Origin of the sequence: Burkholderia sp. SRS-25, assembly GCF_004343765.1 — a bacterium.
Taxonomy (GTDB): Bacteria; Pseudomonadota; Gammaproteobacteria; order Burkholderiales; family Burkholderiaceae; genus Burkholderia; species Burkholderia contaminans.
In genome coordinates, this window is sequence record NZ_PTXM01000015.1 from 38,007 (window position 1) to 52,569 (window position 14,563).

At 69.2% G+C, this 14,563-nt stretch carries 13 protein-coding genes; 4 read left to right on the plus strand and 9 right to left on the minus strand.

Annotation, left to right across the window (positions count from 1 at the left end):
- Positions 1-39: 39 nt before the first annotated feature.
- Both C5O79_RS20895 and C5O79_RS20900 read right to left on the minus strand, forming a co-directional pair.
- Entirely contained in the window at positions 40-1,047 is a 1,008-nt protein-coding gene (locus C5O79_RS20895; protein ID WP_131931635.1) for a 3-hydroxybutyryl-CoA dehydrogenase, read from the minus strand.
- Entirely contained in the window at positions 1,044-2,168 is a 1,125-nt protein-coding gene (locus tag C5O79_RS20900; protein ID WP_122474992.1) for an NAD/NADP-dependent octopine/nopaline dehydrogenase family protein, read from the minus strand. Before C5O79_RS20900 ends, C5O79_RS20895 begins: the two co-directional genes overlap by 4 nt.
- Positions 2,169-2,323: 155 nt before the next feature.
- Between C5O79_RS20900 and C5O79_RS20905 the strand changes: the two genes are divergently transcribed.
- Both C5O79_RS20905 and C5O79_RS20910 read left to right on the plus strand, forming a co-directional pair.
- The gene (locus tag C5O79_RS20905) at positions 2,324-3,298 is read left to right on the plus strand and encodes an AraC family transcriptional regulator (protein ID WP_122474990.1); all 975 of its coding nucleotides are present in this window, start codon (positions 2,324-2,326) and stop codon (positions 3,296-3,298) included.
- The gene (locus tag C5O79_RS20910) at positions 3,295-4,329 is read left to right on the plus strand and encodes a LysR family transcriptional regulator (RefSeq protein ID WP_122474987.1); all 1,035 of its coding nucleotides are present in this window, start codon (positions 3,295-3,297) and stop codon (positions 4,327-4,329) included. Before C5O79_RS20905 ends, C5O79_RS20910 begins: the two co-directional genes overlap by 4 nt.
- A gap of 86 nt (positions 4,330-4,415) precedes the next feature.
- Here C5O79_RS20910 and C5O79_RS20915 read toward each other — a convergent pair whose 3' ends face one another.
- A complete protein-coding gene (locus C5O79_RS20915; protein ID WP_122474985.1) occupies positions 4,416-5,534 on the minus strand; it encodes a porin in 1,119 nt (372 codons plus the stop codon).
- Positions 5,535-5,944: 410 nt separating this feature from the next.
- Here C5O79_RS20915 and C5O79_RS20920 point away from each other — a divergent pair, with 410 nt between their 5' ends.
- Together C5O79_RS20920 and C5O79_RS20925 are read left to right on the plus strand one after the other, a co-directional pair.
- Positions 5,945-7,342: an MFS transporter gene (locus tag C5O79_RS20920; protein WP_047851770.1), complete on the plus strand. Its 1,398-nt coding sequence runs from the start codon at positions 5,945-5,947 to the stop codon at positions 7,340-7,342.
- A gap of 169 nt (positions 7,343-7,511) precedes the next feature.
- Positions 7,512-8,492, plus strand: a complete 981-nt coding sequence (locus C5O79_RS20925) for a PDR/VanB family oxidoreductase (RefSeq protein ID WP_124471732.1) — start codon at positions 7,512-7,514, stop codon at positions 8,490-8,492.
- 114 nt (positions 8,493-8,606) lie between these two features.
- Here the strand turns inward: C5O79_RS20925 and C5O79_RS20930 are convergent, their stop codons facing one another.
- The 6 genes from C5O79_RS20930 to C5O79_RS20955 form a co-directional block, all read right to left on the minus strand.
- Entirely contained in the window at positions 8,607-9,527 is a 921-nt protein-coding gene (locus tag C5O79_RS20930) for a LysR family transcriptional regulator (protein ID WP_046549561.1), read from the minus strand.
- An 86-nt stretch (positions 9,528-9,613) separates the two neighbouring features.
- The gene (locus C5O79_RS20935) at positions 9,614-10,534 is read right to left on the minus strand and encodes a LysR family transcriptional regulator (protein ID WP_046549320.1); all 921 of its coding nucleotides are present in this window, start codon (positions 10,532-10,534) and stop codon (positions 9,614-9,616) included.
- Between the two features lie 67 nt (positions 10,535-10,601).
- A complete protein-coding gene (locus tag C5O79_RS20940) occupies positions 10,602-11,312 on the minus strand; it encodes a hypothetical protein (RefSeq protein ID WP_046549319.1) in 711 nt (236 codons plus the stop codon).
- A 3-nt stretch (positions 11,313-11,315) separates the two neighbouring features.
- Positions 11,316-11,843, minus strand: a complete 528-nt coding sequence (locus C5O79_RS20945; RefSeq protein ID WP_131931637.1) for a flavin reductase — start codon at positions 11,841-11,843, stop codon at positions 11,316-11,318.
- Positions 11,844-11,881: 38 nt separating this feature from the next.
- Positions 11,882-13,075 carry an acyl-CoA dehydrogenase family protein gene (locus tag C5O79_RS20950; RefSeq protein WP_046549317.1) on the minus strand — a complete coding sequence of 398 codons (1,194 nt, stop codon included), beginning with the start codon at positions 13,073-13,075 and terminating at the stop codon, positions 11,882-11,884.
- A 49-nt stretch (positions 13,076-13,124) separates the two neighbouring features.
- Positions 13,125-14,459: an MFS transporter gene (locus C5O79_RS20955; RefSeq protein WP_046549316.1), complete on the minus strand. Its 1,335-nt coding sequence runs from the start codon at positions 14,457-14,459 to the stop codon at positions 13,125-13,127.
- Positions 14,460-14,563: the final 104 nt, after the last annotated feature.

Sequence of the window (14,563 nt, forward strand, 5' to 3'; positions counted from 1 at the left end):
ATCGTGGCACCGCGAGCGCGCGCGGCCGAGTCGTCCGCGCTACGCGCGCGGGTCGCGCCGCCCGCCGTCGAACACCGGCGCCAATCCCAGGTGATCGAGCAGCCGCGCGAATTCGCCGAGCCGCTGCCGCATGTACGCGGGCACGTCCACGTTCGCATAGTCGTGGAAGCCGGCCCCCGTGCGCACACCGTCGCGCCCGGTTTCCATGTTGCGCACGACGCTCGCGGCCGGCGCGAAGCGCGGGCCGATCTCGCCGGCCAGGTACTTCGACGCGTAGTACAGGATGTCGCAGCCGCCCCAGTCAATGAATTCGAGCAGCCCGAGCACCGCGAAGCGCGGGCCGAAACCCGTGCGGATGGCCGTGTCGATATCCTCCGCGCTTGCAACACCCTCTTCGACCATCCGCGCGGCCTCGTTCATCGCGAGCGCCTGGATGCGCGGCACGATGTAGCCGGGCGCCGGCCCGCAGATCACCGGCCTCTTGCCGACACGCTCGAGCAGCGCGGCGAGCGCATCGACCACCGACGGGTCGGTTGCGTCGCTGCGGCTGATCTCGACGAGCGGCATCAGCAATGCGGGGTTCAGCCAGTGCGCGTTCAGCATCCGTTCGGGGTGAACGACATGGCGCTGCAATTCGGTGACGACGAACGTCGACGTGGTCGACGCAATCGTTGCCCGCGCATCGACATGCTCGCCGAGCCAGCGAAATGCATCCGCCTTTGCGTCGAGCACCTCGGGCAGCGCCTCGAACACGACCTCCGCATCACGCACGGCTTCGGCAGCGCCGTCCCGGGCGACGATCGCGATGCGCGCGACGACCGCATCGGCCTGCGCGGCATCGATGCGACCGAGCGCGACCTGCGCGTGCAACGGCCTCGCGATCTCGTCGCGCGCGCGATCGTCGAAGGCGCGTTGGCCAGCCGCATCGCGCCGCTTGAAGTCGATCAGCGTCACGTCGAGCCCCGCGAACGCGAACACGAGCGCGATCCCCTGCCCCATGCGTCCCGCGCCGAGCACGTGCACGCGCGTCACTTCGACGGCGTTCATGCTGAAACTCCCGCGACGCCCGTCATGCCCGCGTCGAGCAGCGCACGCATCGCGGCCTTCGACAGCGCCGCGATGCCGAGCCGCTCCAGCGTGCGCCCTTCCGCATACAGGTCGCGCTCCGCAACCGCACTCGCGATGCTCAGCAGCCCCTGCGCAACCGGCGTCGGCACGCCGGCCCAGCGCCCGCACGACACGATGAACGACAGCCCGAGCCGGGTGTCCTCGAGCATGTAGCGATGGTTCCGCAGATCGATCTTCTCGCGCCAGTCGCCGCTATCGGTCAGCTTGCCGTGCGCGCCGCGCCCGTACATCCATTCGTCGCCTTCGGTCGCGTAATGATCCGCGAGCGGGAAATGCGGCGCGCGGTAGCCGAGCGCTTCGCGCACCGCGATGCGTTCGGCGTCGAGCGCATTCGTCACGCGGCGGATCGACGGCTGCGTGCCTTCGTTGTGGATGTCCCATGCGTCGAAGTGTTCGAGCGGCCCGGCGTTCATCAGGATCAGCGGCGGATGGATCACGGGCCCCGCGTTCATCAACGCGCCGGACAACGCATCCTCGACCGGCTCGACCGACGGATAGCCCGCGCGCAGCACGTCGAACGCCCAGCCGGCCGCATTCGCCGGCAACACGCCGGTCGGCAAGCGCGTTGCATACGCGCTGATCACGACGTCGTTGTCGCCGTGCTTGCGGACGAGGTACGGCAGCGTGCCCGTCTCGGCGAATGCGACGCGCGAACGGTTGCCCGCCCCGGCCGCCGCCTGCGCGAACACGAAGCTGCCGAACGTGCCGGGCGGCAGGAACACGACCTGGCCGTCCTCCAGCAACGGCGCAACCTGCGCGGCGAGCGCGTCGTGCGACGTGGCAGGAAGCGGCACCACGACGAGCTGCGCGCCGCGCAGCGCGGCCGCGAGGTCGCCGGTCAGGCGGATCGCACCCGGCGCATCGCCGAGCGGCACCGCGCGCTTGCCGCGATAGTCGGTCACGTTCAGCACGCCCAGCTCGCGCAACCGCGCATGCGGCTCGCGGTCGCGCCGCCACCACGTCACGTCATGGCCCTTCTCGAGCAGGTCGATCGCCGCCGCATGGCAGCCGTGGCCGCCGCCCAGAACACATACCTTCATCGTCTTCTCCCGGTGATTGAGTGTTTCCGAGACTACGCGGCGGCGTTCACCGCGTCGCTTCAAAACGCGCAACGGCGCGCCCGTTCGCGCAACGCAATCGCGGCAATGCGCGTGCCGCCGCGCGCCCGCATCCGCATCCGCTATGAGGTTCGTGAATGGATATCGCCCTGTCCCGCCATGCGCCGAACCGGCTCGGCACGCTGCACGCTCCCGATGAAGTCGAACGCGCGGTCGCGCACCGCCTTGGGCCTCACCGGATGGCCGCGCGCGGCCTCGATCCGTTTCATGCGGAGCTGTATGAAGTGCCGCTGCATCACGGCGCACTGCTCGAACTCTGCTACGGCCGCGAAACGCGCATCGATTTCGGCGACGACGCCGAGCACTTCCTGTTCAGACTGACGCTCGCCGGTGCATGCGACCTGCAGGCCGGCAGCGTCGTCGCGCGCGCCGGCCCCGGCGAGCTGACCGTGTCGTCGCCCGCGCTCGCGAGCCGCCTGAGCACGAGCCCGGATTGCCGCAATCTCGTGCTGCGGCTCGAACGCGGCGCGCTCGAACGCAAGTTGCAGGACATGCTGCAAGCCACGCTCACGCGGCCGCTGCAGTTCGACCTTGCAACCGGTGGCGCCGGCGCGGGCGCCGCGCTGCTGCTGCCGACCTTCGAGTACCTGTGCCGGCTCGGCGCGCAGCCGGGCATCGGCACCGCCGCGACGACCTTCGGCGCCGATCTCACCACGTGGCTGATGTCGCTGCTGCTCACGCACCTGCCGCATTCGTACAGCGATGCGCTCACGCGCGGCACGCCGCCGCTGCCGGCACACGTGCGGCGCGCGTGCGATCACGTCGACGCACACCTCGGCGAACCGCTCGCGCTCGCCGCGCTGGCGGCCGTCGCGGGCGTCGCGCCGCGCACGCTGCAGCACGCGTTCCGCGCATTCCTGCACACCACGCCGGCCGCGTATGTGCGCGATCGCAGGCTCGCCGCCGTGCACGCGGCGCTGCAACGCGGCGACGCGCGCAGCGTGACCGACGTGCTGATCGCACACGGTATCCATGGCTTCGGCCATTTCGCGAAGGCGTATGCGCGGCGATATGGCCACGCGCCTTCCGTCACCGCGAGGCAACCCCGATGACGCACTCCGCACCCGGCCGCCCGGCGGCCCCGGCCCGCAACGAATCCGCACCGCACGACACCGACCCGTCCGAACTGCGCGTGCAGGATCTCGATCTCAACTTGCTGAAGACGTTTCGTGCCGTGTACGAGGAGCGGCACGTCGGCCGCGCGGCGCTGCGGCTCGGCGTCACGCAGCCGTCCGTCAGCTACGCGCTCGGCCGGCTGAGGCTGATGTTCCGCGACGCGCTGTTCGTGCGCACCGGCACCGGCGTCGAGCCGACGCCGCGCGCGCAGCGGCTCGCGCTATCGGTCGACAAGGCGCTCGCGATCCTGCAGGACGTGCTCGACGAAGGCTCGCGCTTCACGCCCGACAGCACGCAGCGCGTGTTCCGCCTGCACATGAGCGATTTCGCGGCGAGCGCGTTCCTGCCGACGCTGCTCGCCGCATTCGACCGCCGCGCGCCGGGTGCGGTGATCGAGACGCTGCACGTCGACGAATGCCAGCTCAACGTCGCGCTCGAATCGGGGCGGATCGACTTCGCGCTCGGGCATTTCGCCGACGCGTCGAGCCACTTCCAGCGCACCGCGCTGCTGCACGAGCGCTGCGTGCTGCTGATGCCGCGCCGCACCGCGCAGCGCGTCGCGCTGCCCGACGATTACGTGCTCGATGGCGACGCGCCCGATACGCTGCGCTTCGTCGCGGTCGCGTCGCATCCGCAATCGATGCAGCTGCTGGAGCGGCACGGGCTGATGCCGCGCGTGCGCGCGGCGCTCCCTGATTTCCTGGTGGTGCCCGCGCTGTTGCAGGACGGCGACTACGCGCTGATCCTGCCGGAAACGATCGCGATCACGTTCGCGGCGCGGCAGCCGTGCGCGCTGTACGAGATCGCCGGTGCGGGCGAATGGGCCGTCAACGCGTACTGGCACCGACGCTTCGACGCCGACCCCGGCCATCGCTGGCTGCGCGCGCTGCTGCTCGAACTGTTCAACATCGGCGAGCTGGCGCCGTTCGACGCATGGCTCGCGCCGCAACCGCCCGCCTGTGCGTAGCGGCACAAGCGGGTACGAGTGCGCACGCGGGCGCGAGGCGGCCAAACCGACCAAAGCGGCCGAATCGGCCGAATCGTCCGAAGCGTTCAGAACGACGTGAGGATGCCCGCGACGATCGAACTCGCGGTCGCGCCCGGCTTCGCGACCGCGACGCCGCCACCGGCCGCGCCGTTCACGACGAAGCGTGCGTGCGCGCCGTTGCGCACCATCGCGGCGCCCGTGTACAGCACGGTGCGCTTCGACAGCGGATAGTCGAAGCGGATGCCGTACGAATCGGCGTTGCCGTCGCTGTCCGCGACCTTGCGGTAATGGCCGACACTCAGCAGCAGAGAAGCACGCCCGATCGGCACCGTCGCGCTCAATTCCATGATGTCGCTGTGCGGATACGCGCTCTGGCTGTCGATCGCGGTCGCGACGTCGGGGCCGCCGCGATGGCGCATGTACAGCGCGGCGACCTTCACGACGCGGAAATCGTACGAAATCGCGCCCAGCGTGTAGTTGCCGTTCGCGGCCGGGCTCGTGTCGCCGAGCGCGGACGCAGCCACCGGGCTGAACTTCTGCTGCATATAGTCGACGTCGACCGACAGGCCGCCTTGCACGTAGTTGAGCCCCGCACCGTACGTATCGCCGAGCGTCGTCGGCTGGCCGGCCGCGCCGTTGGTGCCGCGTGCGGCCATCGCCCGCAGCATGAAGCCCGCCACGCGCGGCGACGTGTAGCGCATCGAGTTGCGCACGCGCAGGAACGCGGGCCCGACGAAGTTGTTCGTCGCGTTGCCCCACGCGAGCCCCGCGCCGAGGCCCGGCAGGCTGTACGTGACGAGCGTGGTGTGCAGGATCGTGTAAAGCTCGCCGAACTGCACGCCACCGAACGGCCCCGTGATGCCGACCCACGCCTCGCGGCCGAACAGTGCGCTGCCGTTCGACAGTGCGCCGCTTCCCGCATTGAAGCCGTCTTCCAGCTTGAAGATCGTCGCGTAGCCGCCGCCGAGATCCTCGACACCCTTCAGCCCCCACTGCGACGCCCACAGGTTGCCGCTGCCCATGCGCGTCACGTGGTTCGGCCCGGCGTTCGCGTATTCGATCGCGGTGTCGATGCGGCCGTAGAGCGTCACGCTCGATTGCGCGAATGCGGGCAGCGCCGCGCAGGCAAGCAGCGCGGCAAGCGGTACGGCAAGCCGGTCGGCCCGCCCGTTCGGTTGGTTCATCGTCGTCGTCCCGTAGAGTTTGCGGCGCCGGTCGGCGTCGCGCCGCGTGGCATGAAGCGCGTTCGCCGCGAAGGGCCAACGCTGCCGATCAAAAACGGGCCGAGTCTAGGAACGACAATTTCGGACGTCGACGCAATGCGCTCTATAACGCTTATAGATGCGCCGCATGATGCACGTGCGCCCCGCCGCAGGCGCGCTGCGCGGCGGCCGGCGCGCGAGACCCTGGTGTTTTCTTTATCCGGGTCGGTAAATGCCCGTGTGGCGCGGCTGTCACTCCGGCTATGGCGGCCGAATTTGGCCGACTACGCTGCGTCTCCGACACGTGCCCCCGCACGCTTTCGCGCCGCGACGGCGCCCGGCCCGCCAGGCCGCTGCCGCGCGTTTCCACCGCCCGCTCCTGGAGAATCCGCATGTCCGCATCCACGGCCCGCGCTGCCGACGGCAAGCGCTATACGTACGAATGGTATGTCGTCGTCATCTGCATGCTCGCGTACGTCTTTTCGTTCGTCGACCGCCAGGTCCTCGTGCTGATGATCGAGCCGATCAAGCGCGACCTGCACCTGTCCGACACGCAGTTCAGCCTGCTGAACGGTTTCGCGTTCTCGCTGTTCTATGCGGTGATGGGGCTGCCCGTCGCCTATCTCGCCGACCGTTACGCGCGGCCGCGGATCATCTCGCTCGGCATCGCGCTGTGGAGCGTCGCGACCGCCGCGTGCGGGCTCAGCCAGCATTTCGTGCAGATGTTCATCGCGCGAATGGGCGTCGGCGTGGGCGAAGCCGCGCTGTCGCCCGGCGCGTATTCGATGCTCGCCGACTACTTCCCGAAGGAGAAGCTGGGGCGCGCGATCGCCGTGTATTCGCTCGGCTCGTTCATCGGCGGCGGTGTCGCATTCCTGATCGGCGGCTACGTGATCGCACTGCTCAAGCACGCGAGCGCGTTCACGCTGCCGGTGGTCGGGCAGGTGCATGCGTGGCAGGTCACGTTCCTGATCGTCGGCCTGCCGGGGATCCTCGTTGCACTGCTGTTCGCCGCGACCGTGCGCGACCCGCAACGCAAGGGGCTCGCGCAGGACCGCTCGGGCGCCGTGCGGCGCGTGTCGATGCGCGATTCGCTGCGCTTCGTCGGCACGCATCGCGCAACCTTCTCGTGTCACTACCTCGGCTTCTCGTTCTACGCGATGACGCTGTACTGCCTGCTGAGCTGGACGCCCGCGTTCTATATCCGCCGCTTCGGAATGACGGCCGTCGAAGCCGGCTACACGCTCGGCATCGTGCTGCTGGTCGCGAACACGGCCGGCGTGTTCTGCGGCGGCTGGCTCAACGACTGGCTGCTCAAGCGCGGCCGCAGCGATGCGCCGATGCGCGCCGGCGCGATCGGCGCCGCGTGCATGGTGATCCCCGCGACGCTGTTCACGCAGCTCGATTCGCTGCATGCGTCGCTCGCGATGCTCGTCGTCGCGATGTTCTTCGCGTCGTTCCCGATGCCGACGTCCACCGCCGCGATGCAGACGCTCGCGCCGAACCAGATGCGCGCGCAGATCTCCGCGCTGTTCCTGCTCGTGTCGAACCTGATCGCGCTCGGGATCGGCACGACCGTCGTCGCGCTGTTCACCGACCGCGTGTTCGGCGCGCCGGCGGCGGTCGGTCATTCGATGTCGATCGTCAACGTCGCGGCGGCCACGCTCGCCGCGCTGCTGCTCGCCGCCGGGTGCCGGCACTATCGCCGCAGCCTCGATCGCGAACGCGGCCATGCGTCGGCCGCCGCGCCGCACGCGGCCGACGCGGGCAACGCGATCGCCGCACGCTGAACATCGGGCGCAATCAGGCGCAATCGCGCCGCCCGACCATCATCCACCCCACTGATTCAGGCATCGCTTTTTAATCGATTTGATTTATGCGATGCCCGTCCCTATTCTCGATCGCATGACGGCGCGGTATTTGCCGCGCCGCTTTCCTCCTACCCCCACGGATTTACCCATGCAAGCGAACCGCCACCAAGTCCGGATCGACGCGCTGATCGACGCGGCGCAGGACATCCGCTGTTTCCGGGTTTCGCGCGTCGACGGCCAGCCGTTCGACGCGTACGAACCCGGCGCCCATATCGACGTGACCGCGCCGTCCGGCGTCACGCGGCAATACTCGCTGTGCGGCAACCCCGACGAGCGCGGCAGCTACCTGTTCGCGGTGAAGAAGGAGGCGCAGTCGCGCGGCGGCTCGCGTTCGCTGCACGACGACGTGCAGATCGGCGCCGAGCTGTCGATCGGCGCGCCGCGCAACCTGTTTCGTCTGACGGATAGCGCGAGCGAGCACGTGCTGATCGCGGCCGGCATCGGCATCACGCCGCTGCTGTCGATGGCGTATGCGCTGCACAAGCGCGGCGCGCGCTATCGGCTGCACTACTTCGCGCGCAGCCGCGAACATGCGGCCTTCGTCGACGAACTCGCGGCCGAGCCATTCGCGTCGCACGTGACGTTCCACTATGGCATCGAGCCCGACGCACTCGCGGCCGAGCTGGGCCGCTGCGTCGAATCGGTCGACGCGCACGCACACGTCTATACGTGCGGCCCGGGGCCGTTCATGGATGCGGTCGTCGCGGCGGCCGCGGCGCGCTTGCCTGAAGATTCGATTCATCTCGAACGCTTCGCGGCGGAGCCGGCCGCCGCCGATGCCGGTACCAGTACCGGCCTGGCCGACGGCTTCGAAGTGCGCCTGCAGCGCAGCGGGCAATCGGTACGCGTCGCGCCCGACACGTCGATCGTCGACGCGCTCGCGCGCATCGGCATCGAGGTCGATACATCATGCGGCGAAGGCGTATGCGGCACCTGCATGGTGCCCGTGATCGACGGCGAGCCCGATCATCGCGATCACTGTCTCAGCAAGGCCGAGCGCGCGAGCAACACGGTGATCTGCTGCTGCGTGTCGCGTGCGCGCTCGGCGGTGCTCGTTCTGGATCTCTGATCACTGACGCGCGCGGCACGAGCAACGCCCGTTCAGGACGTCTCGCGCCGTCGAATCTCTCGACAAACGCGACCAGCAACGCGCACATCCATGCGTTGCCTTCCGCGTCATGGGTCACGCGTCATCGAAACGCGCGACAAGCTCGGCCAGCAACGCGCGCATCCACGCGTTGCCTTCGTCTTCATGGAAATGCTCGTGCCAGTGCATCGTCACCGGCGCGGGCGGCAGCGTGACGGGCAGCGCATACAGGCGGAACGCATTGTCGCGGTTCAGGATCTGCGCGAGCCGCTTCGGCAGCGTCGCATAGAGATCCGTGACCGACAGCACGCTCGGCAGCGCGACGAAGTGCGGCACTTCGAGCGCGATGTTGCGGCCCACGCCCTGCGCTCGGAGCGCATCGTCGAGCGCGTGGTGGCTGTGCTCGACCGATTTCACGTTGACGTGCGCGGCGCGCACGAACTGGTCGAGGCTCAGCGCGGCACCACTCGGCACCCCGCGCCGGCGGCCCGTCATGCATACGTAGGTTTCCTCGAACAGCGTCTGGTGACGCGTGCACGGCATCAGCTCGGGCAGGTTGCCGATCGCGAAATCCAGCCGGCTCGCGCGCAGCGCTTCCTCGATCTCCTCCACCGGCAGCGGCTGCACGCTCAGCGTCACGCGCGGCGCGCGCTCGCGCAGCGCCTGGCAAATCGCCGGCAGGTACGCCATCTCGCCCGCATCCGACAACGACAACCGGAACGTGCGTGTGCTGGTGGCCGGATCGAAGCGCTCCGCGTAACGCAGCGCCACGCGCACCATGTCGAGCGCCTTGCCGACGATGCCCGCGAGCTCGAGCGCGACCGGCGTCGGCTGCATGCCCGAGCGCGTGCGCACGAACAGCGGATCGTCGAACAGCGTGCGCAGCCGGCCGAGCGAATAGCTGACGGCCGGCTGCGACAGCGCGAGCCGCTCGCCGGCCTTCGTCAGGCTGCGTTCCTCGACGATCGCCTGGAATACGCGCAACAGGTTCAGATCGAGATGATCGACCGATGTCATGACCGCCTCCACTATTCGTCAAATTGATGCGTGAACGCATTCTAAATCAGTGGAGCGGATATTTATCAATGCGTGCGGAATCGCCGTCAGGCGTCCGGACGATGGAACATGCCGTGGATCACGCCGCGCAGCCACGCGATGCCCGGGTCCGCCGAAAACTGCACGTGCGTGTGCATCTGGATCTCGATCGGCGGCAGCACGAACGGCAGCGGAAAGATCCGGAACGCGCGGCCGCGGTTGAAACGCTCGGCGACGCTGCGCGGGAACAGGATCGCCAGATCGGTGTGCTGCACGATCTCGGGCGCGACGATGAAGTGCGGCAACCGCAGCACGACGGTGCGCTCGACGTGCAACTCGTCGAGCCACTTCTCGACCATCCGGTGGCCGGTCGCATTGCTGCTCGCGTAGATGTAGCGCAGCGCGGCCAGGTCGTCCTGCGTCGGCGCGCGCTTGCGCAGCGGATGGCCGGCCCGCACCATGCAGACGTGCTCGTCCGAGAACAGCGTTTCGCTCACGCAACCGGGGCCCGGATCCGGCACGTAGCCGAGCGCCAGATCGATCTCGCCGCCGCGCATCGCGGCGCCGACCGCATCGACTGCCGCACTCGCGATGTCGACGCGAATGCCCGGCGCGATTTCCGCGAGCCGCGCCAGCAGCGGCGGCAGGAAATAGAACTCCGACATGTCCGACATCGAGATCCGGAAGGTGCGGCTCGCGGTGGCCGGATCGAAATGCGCGACCTGCTGCACCGCGAGATCGATGATGCCGAACGCGCGCGTCAACGGGCCGTGCAGTTGGCGCGCCGCGTCGGTCGGCGCCATGCCGGACGGCGTGCGCACGAACAGCGGATCGTCGAACAGGTTGCGCAGGCGTCGCAGTGCGTGACTGACGGCCGGCTGCGTGAGCCCGAGCCGCTCGCCGGCCGCGGTCAGGCTGCGCAGCTCCGAGATCGCGAGAAACACCCGCAGCAGGTTGAGGTCGGTGACGACCGGATGGGATTTGGTCATGGCGCTCGCAGGTCGCGGCGAAGGCGCGTCGGCACGACGGACAAGCGGTCGCGCGACGCGGCGCAGACTACTCGGCCGATGTTATCTCAAAACTTTCACTGGCCATCGGGAAATGCGGCGTGGCGCCCGTGAACGGCGGCAGCGCATCGAAATCCTCGCGCATCTGCAGGCGAACCGGCGAGGCCAGCGCACACGCCAGCGCATCGGCATCGTCGAACACGACCTTGTTGCGCTGCATCGCGTCCGCACGCGGCACCGGCAACGCGGTCCGATAATCGACGCGCGTATAGATCTCGATCGCGCGAATGCCAGGCAATTGCGCCATCAGCGGCGGATGATGATCGAGGTAATGCGCCAGCCATGCGTTCGGGTCTGCGGCTTCGCCGTCGTAGCTGACGAGGTAGGTGCAGCTTCGCGCGGCCGCAGCCGGGCCGGCCAACGCAATCCGGCGCACGGCCATCACCTGCTGGACGACGCGCCGGCCCGCCGCCTGCCAGCGCGCGACGCAGGCATGGGCGGCGCCCGCCGGCGCCAGCATCGCTTCAAGCGCGTCGAGCTCGGCGAAATAGCATTGCAGCACGCATCCCGGCGACGGCGGCCGCGCCACGGGGTCGGCGCGATCGGCGGCCAGCGCGACAGGCCGATGCACGACCAGCCGCGTCAGCCCGCGCACCGCGCGCAGCGCCGACCATGCGTCGCCGGCAGCGCGCGGAAAAGCATCGGCATCGGTGTGATCGCCGTCGCCGTGGCCGACGATCAGGAACAGGCAGACCTCCATCCGTCACCCCGCCTGCACGGCCAGCGGATGCGCGAGCCGATGGAATGCGCGACCGAAATAGATGAGCCCGTCGGCGGCCGCATGCAGCGCGATGTGGTCGACCTCGACGAACATCACCGAATGCGAGCCGACCGTCTTGCTGTCGATGATGCGCCCTTCGAGGCTGACGTTCGCATCGGCCAGGACCGGCACGCCGCTCCTGCCGTCCAGCCAGCGCGTGTCGTCGAAGCGGGTATCGCCCGGTGCCGGCGTCATGCCGGCGAACGTCCGCGCAACCTCCTGGCACGCATGCGGCAACAGGTTGATCGCGACCTGCCCGTTGCCGCACATGATGTCGTGCGCGCGGCTGCCGCGGTTGATGCACACCAGCATCGTCGGCGGCGTATCGGTCACGGAACAGACCGCGCTCGCCGTAATGCCCCAGCGGCCGTGCACGCCGTCGGTCGTAATGACGTTGACGCCGGCCGGCAGGCGCGACATCGCCTCGCGAAAATCCTGCCGGATGTCGTGGTCGATCGTTGCATCGTTCATGGAAAGCTCCTGCTGCGAAGAATCGGCGTGGCCGCCGGTCACGGATACGGCGTCACGGGTGCGATACCGGCAAACACGGCGCCAGACCCGTCGTAGGTTGCCTCGCCGAGAAACGCGTGCTGCGTGACCACGATCGAATCACGCACCAGTTGCTGCAGGCGGTTCTCGCGATAGATCGCCGCCGTGCCCGCGAGCTGGTACGCCTGCATCACGACCTTCGCGCACACCTGCGCGGCATGCGTCGCACTCAGCCGCAGCAGGTTGGCCTGCTGCGGCGACACCGGCCGGCCGGCGGCCAGCGACGCCCACGCCGCTTCCGCCGTCTCGTAGAAAAACGCCCGCGCGCTGCGCCAGTCGGCCTCGGCCTTCGCCAGGCCTTCGCGGTAGTACGGCCGATCGGCGAGGCGCGGCGCGCCGGTCGTCGTCTTCGTCGCACCCGACATCGCGGTGAGCAGGTCGAGCGCGGCGCGCGCGATGCCGACGTTCACGGCCGCATGCACCTGCGCCTGGTACGCAACCGCCGGATAGCGGTACAGCGGCTCGTCGACGGTCGGTTCGCCGCCGCGCACGAACGTCCACGCTTCGTCGACGAACCGGTCGTTCAGCGCGAGGTCGTGACTGCCGGTCCCTTGCATGCCGACCACGCGCCAGTTCTCGACGATCTCGACGTCGCCGGCACGAAACACGGCCGTGAACGGCTTGCCCGGCGCGCCGCCGTCGGCCGGCGCACCGCCGATGCCGACGCCGATCCAGTCCGCGCCCTTGCAGCCGCTCGCGAACCGCCAGCGCCCCGTCACGCGGTAGCCGCCCGGCACGCGCTGCGCCGGCTGCAACGGGTAGAGGCCGCCCGCGAACACCTGGTCGGGGCCGTCCGCATAGATCGTGCGTTGCGTCTCGAGCGGCAGCGCGGCGAGATAGGTATTGGCCGAGCCGAACGCCGCCACCCACGCGGCCGACCCGTCGGCGATCGCGATCCGTTCGAGCATCGCGAGAAACGCGTGCGGCGGCAGCGCGTCGCCGCCGAAGCGGGCCGGCGTGCCGGCGCGGAAAATGCCCGCACGCTTCATCATCGCGATCACGTCGCGCGGCACGTGCGACAGCCGGTCGAACTCGTCGCGCCTGCGTTCGACTTCGGCGATCACCGTATCGAGCGGCAACAGCGACCGGTCGGCCGGCGTCGGTGGAACGGGCGCGTCGGGCACGACGGCGCGGATGGCGGATTGGGCTTGCATGGTGAAGTCCTGAAAGGGCGAAGGGTCTGGAGGAAAGGCAGTGCGAAGATCAGCGCGAACGGGCCGCATCGCGCATCGCCTTCGGGTAGGTTTCCGGCGCGATGCAGGTCGCGACGACCGTGATCGCGCCGAGGATCACGAGATAGATCACGATCGGCGTCGCGCTGCGGTAGTGCGCCAGCAGCGCGGTCGCGATCACCGGCGACAGCCCGCCGCCGAGCACCGACGCGATCTCGCGGCCGATGCCGAGCCCCGAGAAGCGCAGGTGCACGGGCAGCAGTTCGCTGATGAAAGCCGGCTGCGCGCCTTCGAGGATGCCGATCGCGACGCTGTTGGCCAGGATCAGCGCGACGATCACGTGCGAGAACCGGCCCGACTGCAGCAGCGTGAAGTACGGATACGCGATCAGCACGACGGCGACGGCGCCGAGCAGGTAGACGGGCTTGCGGCCGATCCGGTCGGTCAGGTGGCCCGCGAGCAGCGTCACCGGAATCATCAGCAGCATCGAGATCACGAGCCCGCTCAGCAGCCACGATGCGTCGAGGCCGATGAACTTGCCGTATGCCAGCGAGAACGCGAAGAACAGGTACGACACCGCGCCTTCGCCGAAACGCAGGCCGAACACGGTCAGCACCGCGCGCGGGCATTCGCGCAACACGTCGACGAGCGGCGTCGCGCTGGCCTTCTGCGTCGAGCGCGCTTCGGCGAATGCCGCGCTTTCGCCGATCGAACGGCGCATCCACAGGCCGAACCCGACCAGCACGATGCTCGCGAGGAACGGGATGCGCCAGCCCCAGCGCTCGATGTCGGCCGCCGGCAGCTGCTGCACGAGCAGGAACGCGGCGGTCGACAGCACGAAGCCGAACGCCGCGCCGCACGGGCTCCACGCGGCGAGCGCACCGCGCCGGTCGGCCGGCGCGTTCTCGTGGATCAGCAGGATGCTGCCGCTCCATTCGCCGCCCGCGGCCAGCCCCTGCAGCACGCGCAGCAGCACGAGCGCGACCGGCGCGGCGATCCCGATCTCGCGATAGGTCGGCAACAGCCCCATCCCGACCGTCGCCGCGCCCATCGTCAACATGGTCAGCATCATCACGGTCTTGCGGCCGTAGCGATCGCCGATGTGCCCGCAGAGCAGGCCGCCGATCGGCCGCGCGATGAAGCCGACCGTGAAGCCGCCGAACGCCGCGATCGTGCCGGTCAGCGGATCGCTGCCGACCGGGAAGAACAGCTTGCCGAACAGCAGAGCGGCGGCCGTCCCGTACAGGAAGAAGTCGTACCATTCGAGTGCCTGCCCGAGCACGGCCGTGGTGACCGCGCGGCGGACCGAACTCGTGCTGCGGGAGACGGGCAACGTAACCGCCGACAGGGGCGCTGGTGAGTTCATGGGGAGCCTGGAATAAGTTCAGTTGTCCTGCTCGTCTAGCATCCGGCGGCAGGTCCCGGATCGCATGCTTGCGCTGCGTGAAACCAACGATAAGAGCGCAGCCG

Bases quoted from the DNA above. Each gene is read 5' to 3' on its own strand.
- C5O79_RS20895 (WP_131931635.1), bottom strand. From the start codon at position 1,047: ATGAACGCCGTCGAAGTGACGCGCGTGCACGTGCTCGGCGCGGGACGC.
- C5O79_RS20900 (WP_122474992.1), bottom strand. From the start codon at position 2,168: ATGAAGGTATGTGTTCTGGGCGGCGGCCACGGCTGCCATGCGGCGGCG.
- C5O79_RS20905 (WP_122474990.1), top strand. From the start codon at position 2,324: ATGGATATCGCCCTGTCCCGCCATGCGCCGAACCGGCTCGGCACGCTG.
- C5O79_RS20910 (WP_122474987.1), top strand. From the start codon at position 3,295: ATGACGCACTCCGCACCCGGCCGCCCGGCGGCCCCGGCCCGCAACGAA.
- C5O79_RS20915 (WP_122474985.1), bottom strand. From the start codon at position 5,534: ATGAACCAACCGAACGGGCGGGCCGACCGGCTTGCCGTACCGCTTGCC.
- C5O79_RS20920 (WP_047851770.1), top strand. From the start codon at position 5,945: ATGTCCGCATCCACGGCCCGCGCTGCCGACGGCAAGCGCTATACGTAC.
- C5O79_RS20925 (WP_124471732.1), top strand. From the start codon at position 7,512: ATGCAAGCGAACCGCCACCAAGTCCGGATCGACGCGCTGATCGACGCG.
- C5O79_RS20930 (WP_046549561.1), bottom strand. From the start codon at position 9,527: ATGACATCGGTCGATCATCTCGATCTGAACCTGTTGCGCGTATTCCAG.
- C5O79_RS20935 (WP_046549320.1), bottom strand. From the start codon at position 10,534: ATGACCAAATCCCATCCGGTCGTCACCGACCTCAACCTGCTGCGGGTG.
- C5O79_RS20940 (WP_046549319.1), bottom strand. From the start codon at position 11,312: ATGGAGGTCTGCCTGTTCCTGATCGTCGGCCACGGCGACGGCGATCAC.
- C5O79_RS20945 (WP_131931637.1), bottom strand. From the start codon at position 11,843: ATGAACGATGCAACGATCGACCACGACATCCGGCAGGATTTTCGCGAG.
- C5O79_RS20950 (WP_046549317.1), bottom strand. From the start codon at position 13,075: ATGCAAGCCCAATCCGCCATCCGCGCCGTCGTGCCCGACGCGCCCGTT.
- C5O79_RS20955 (WP_046549316.1), bottom strand. From the start codon at position 14,459: ATGAACTCACCAGCGCCCCTGTCGGCGGTTACGTTGCCCGTCTCCCGC.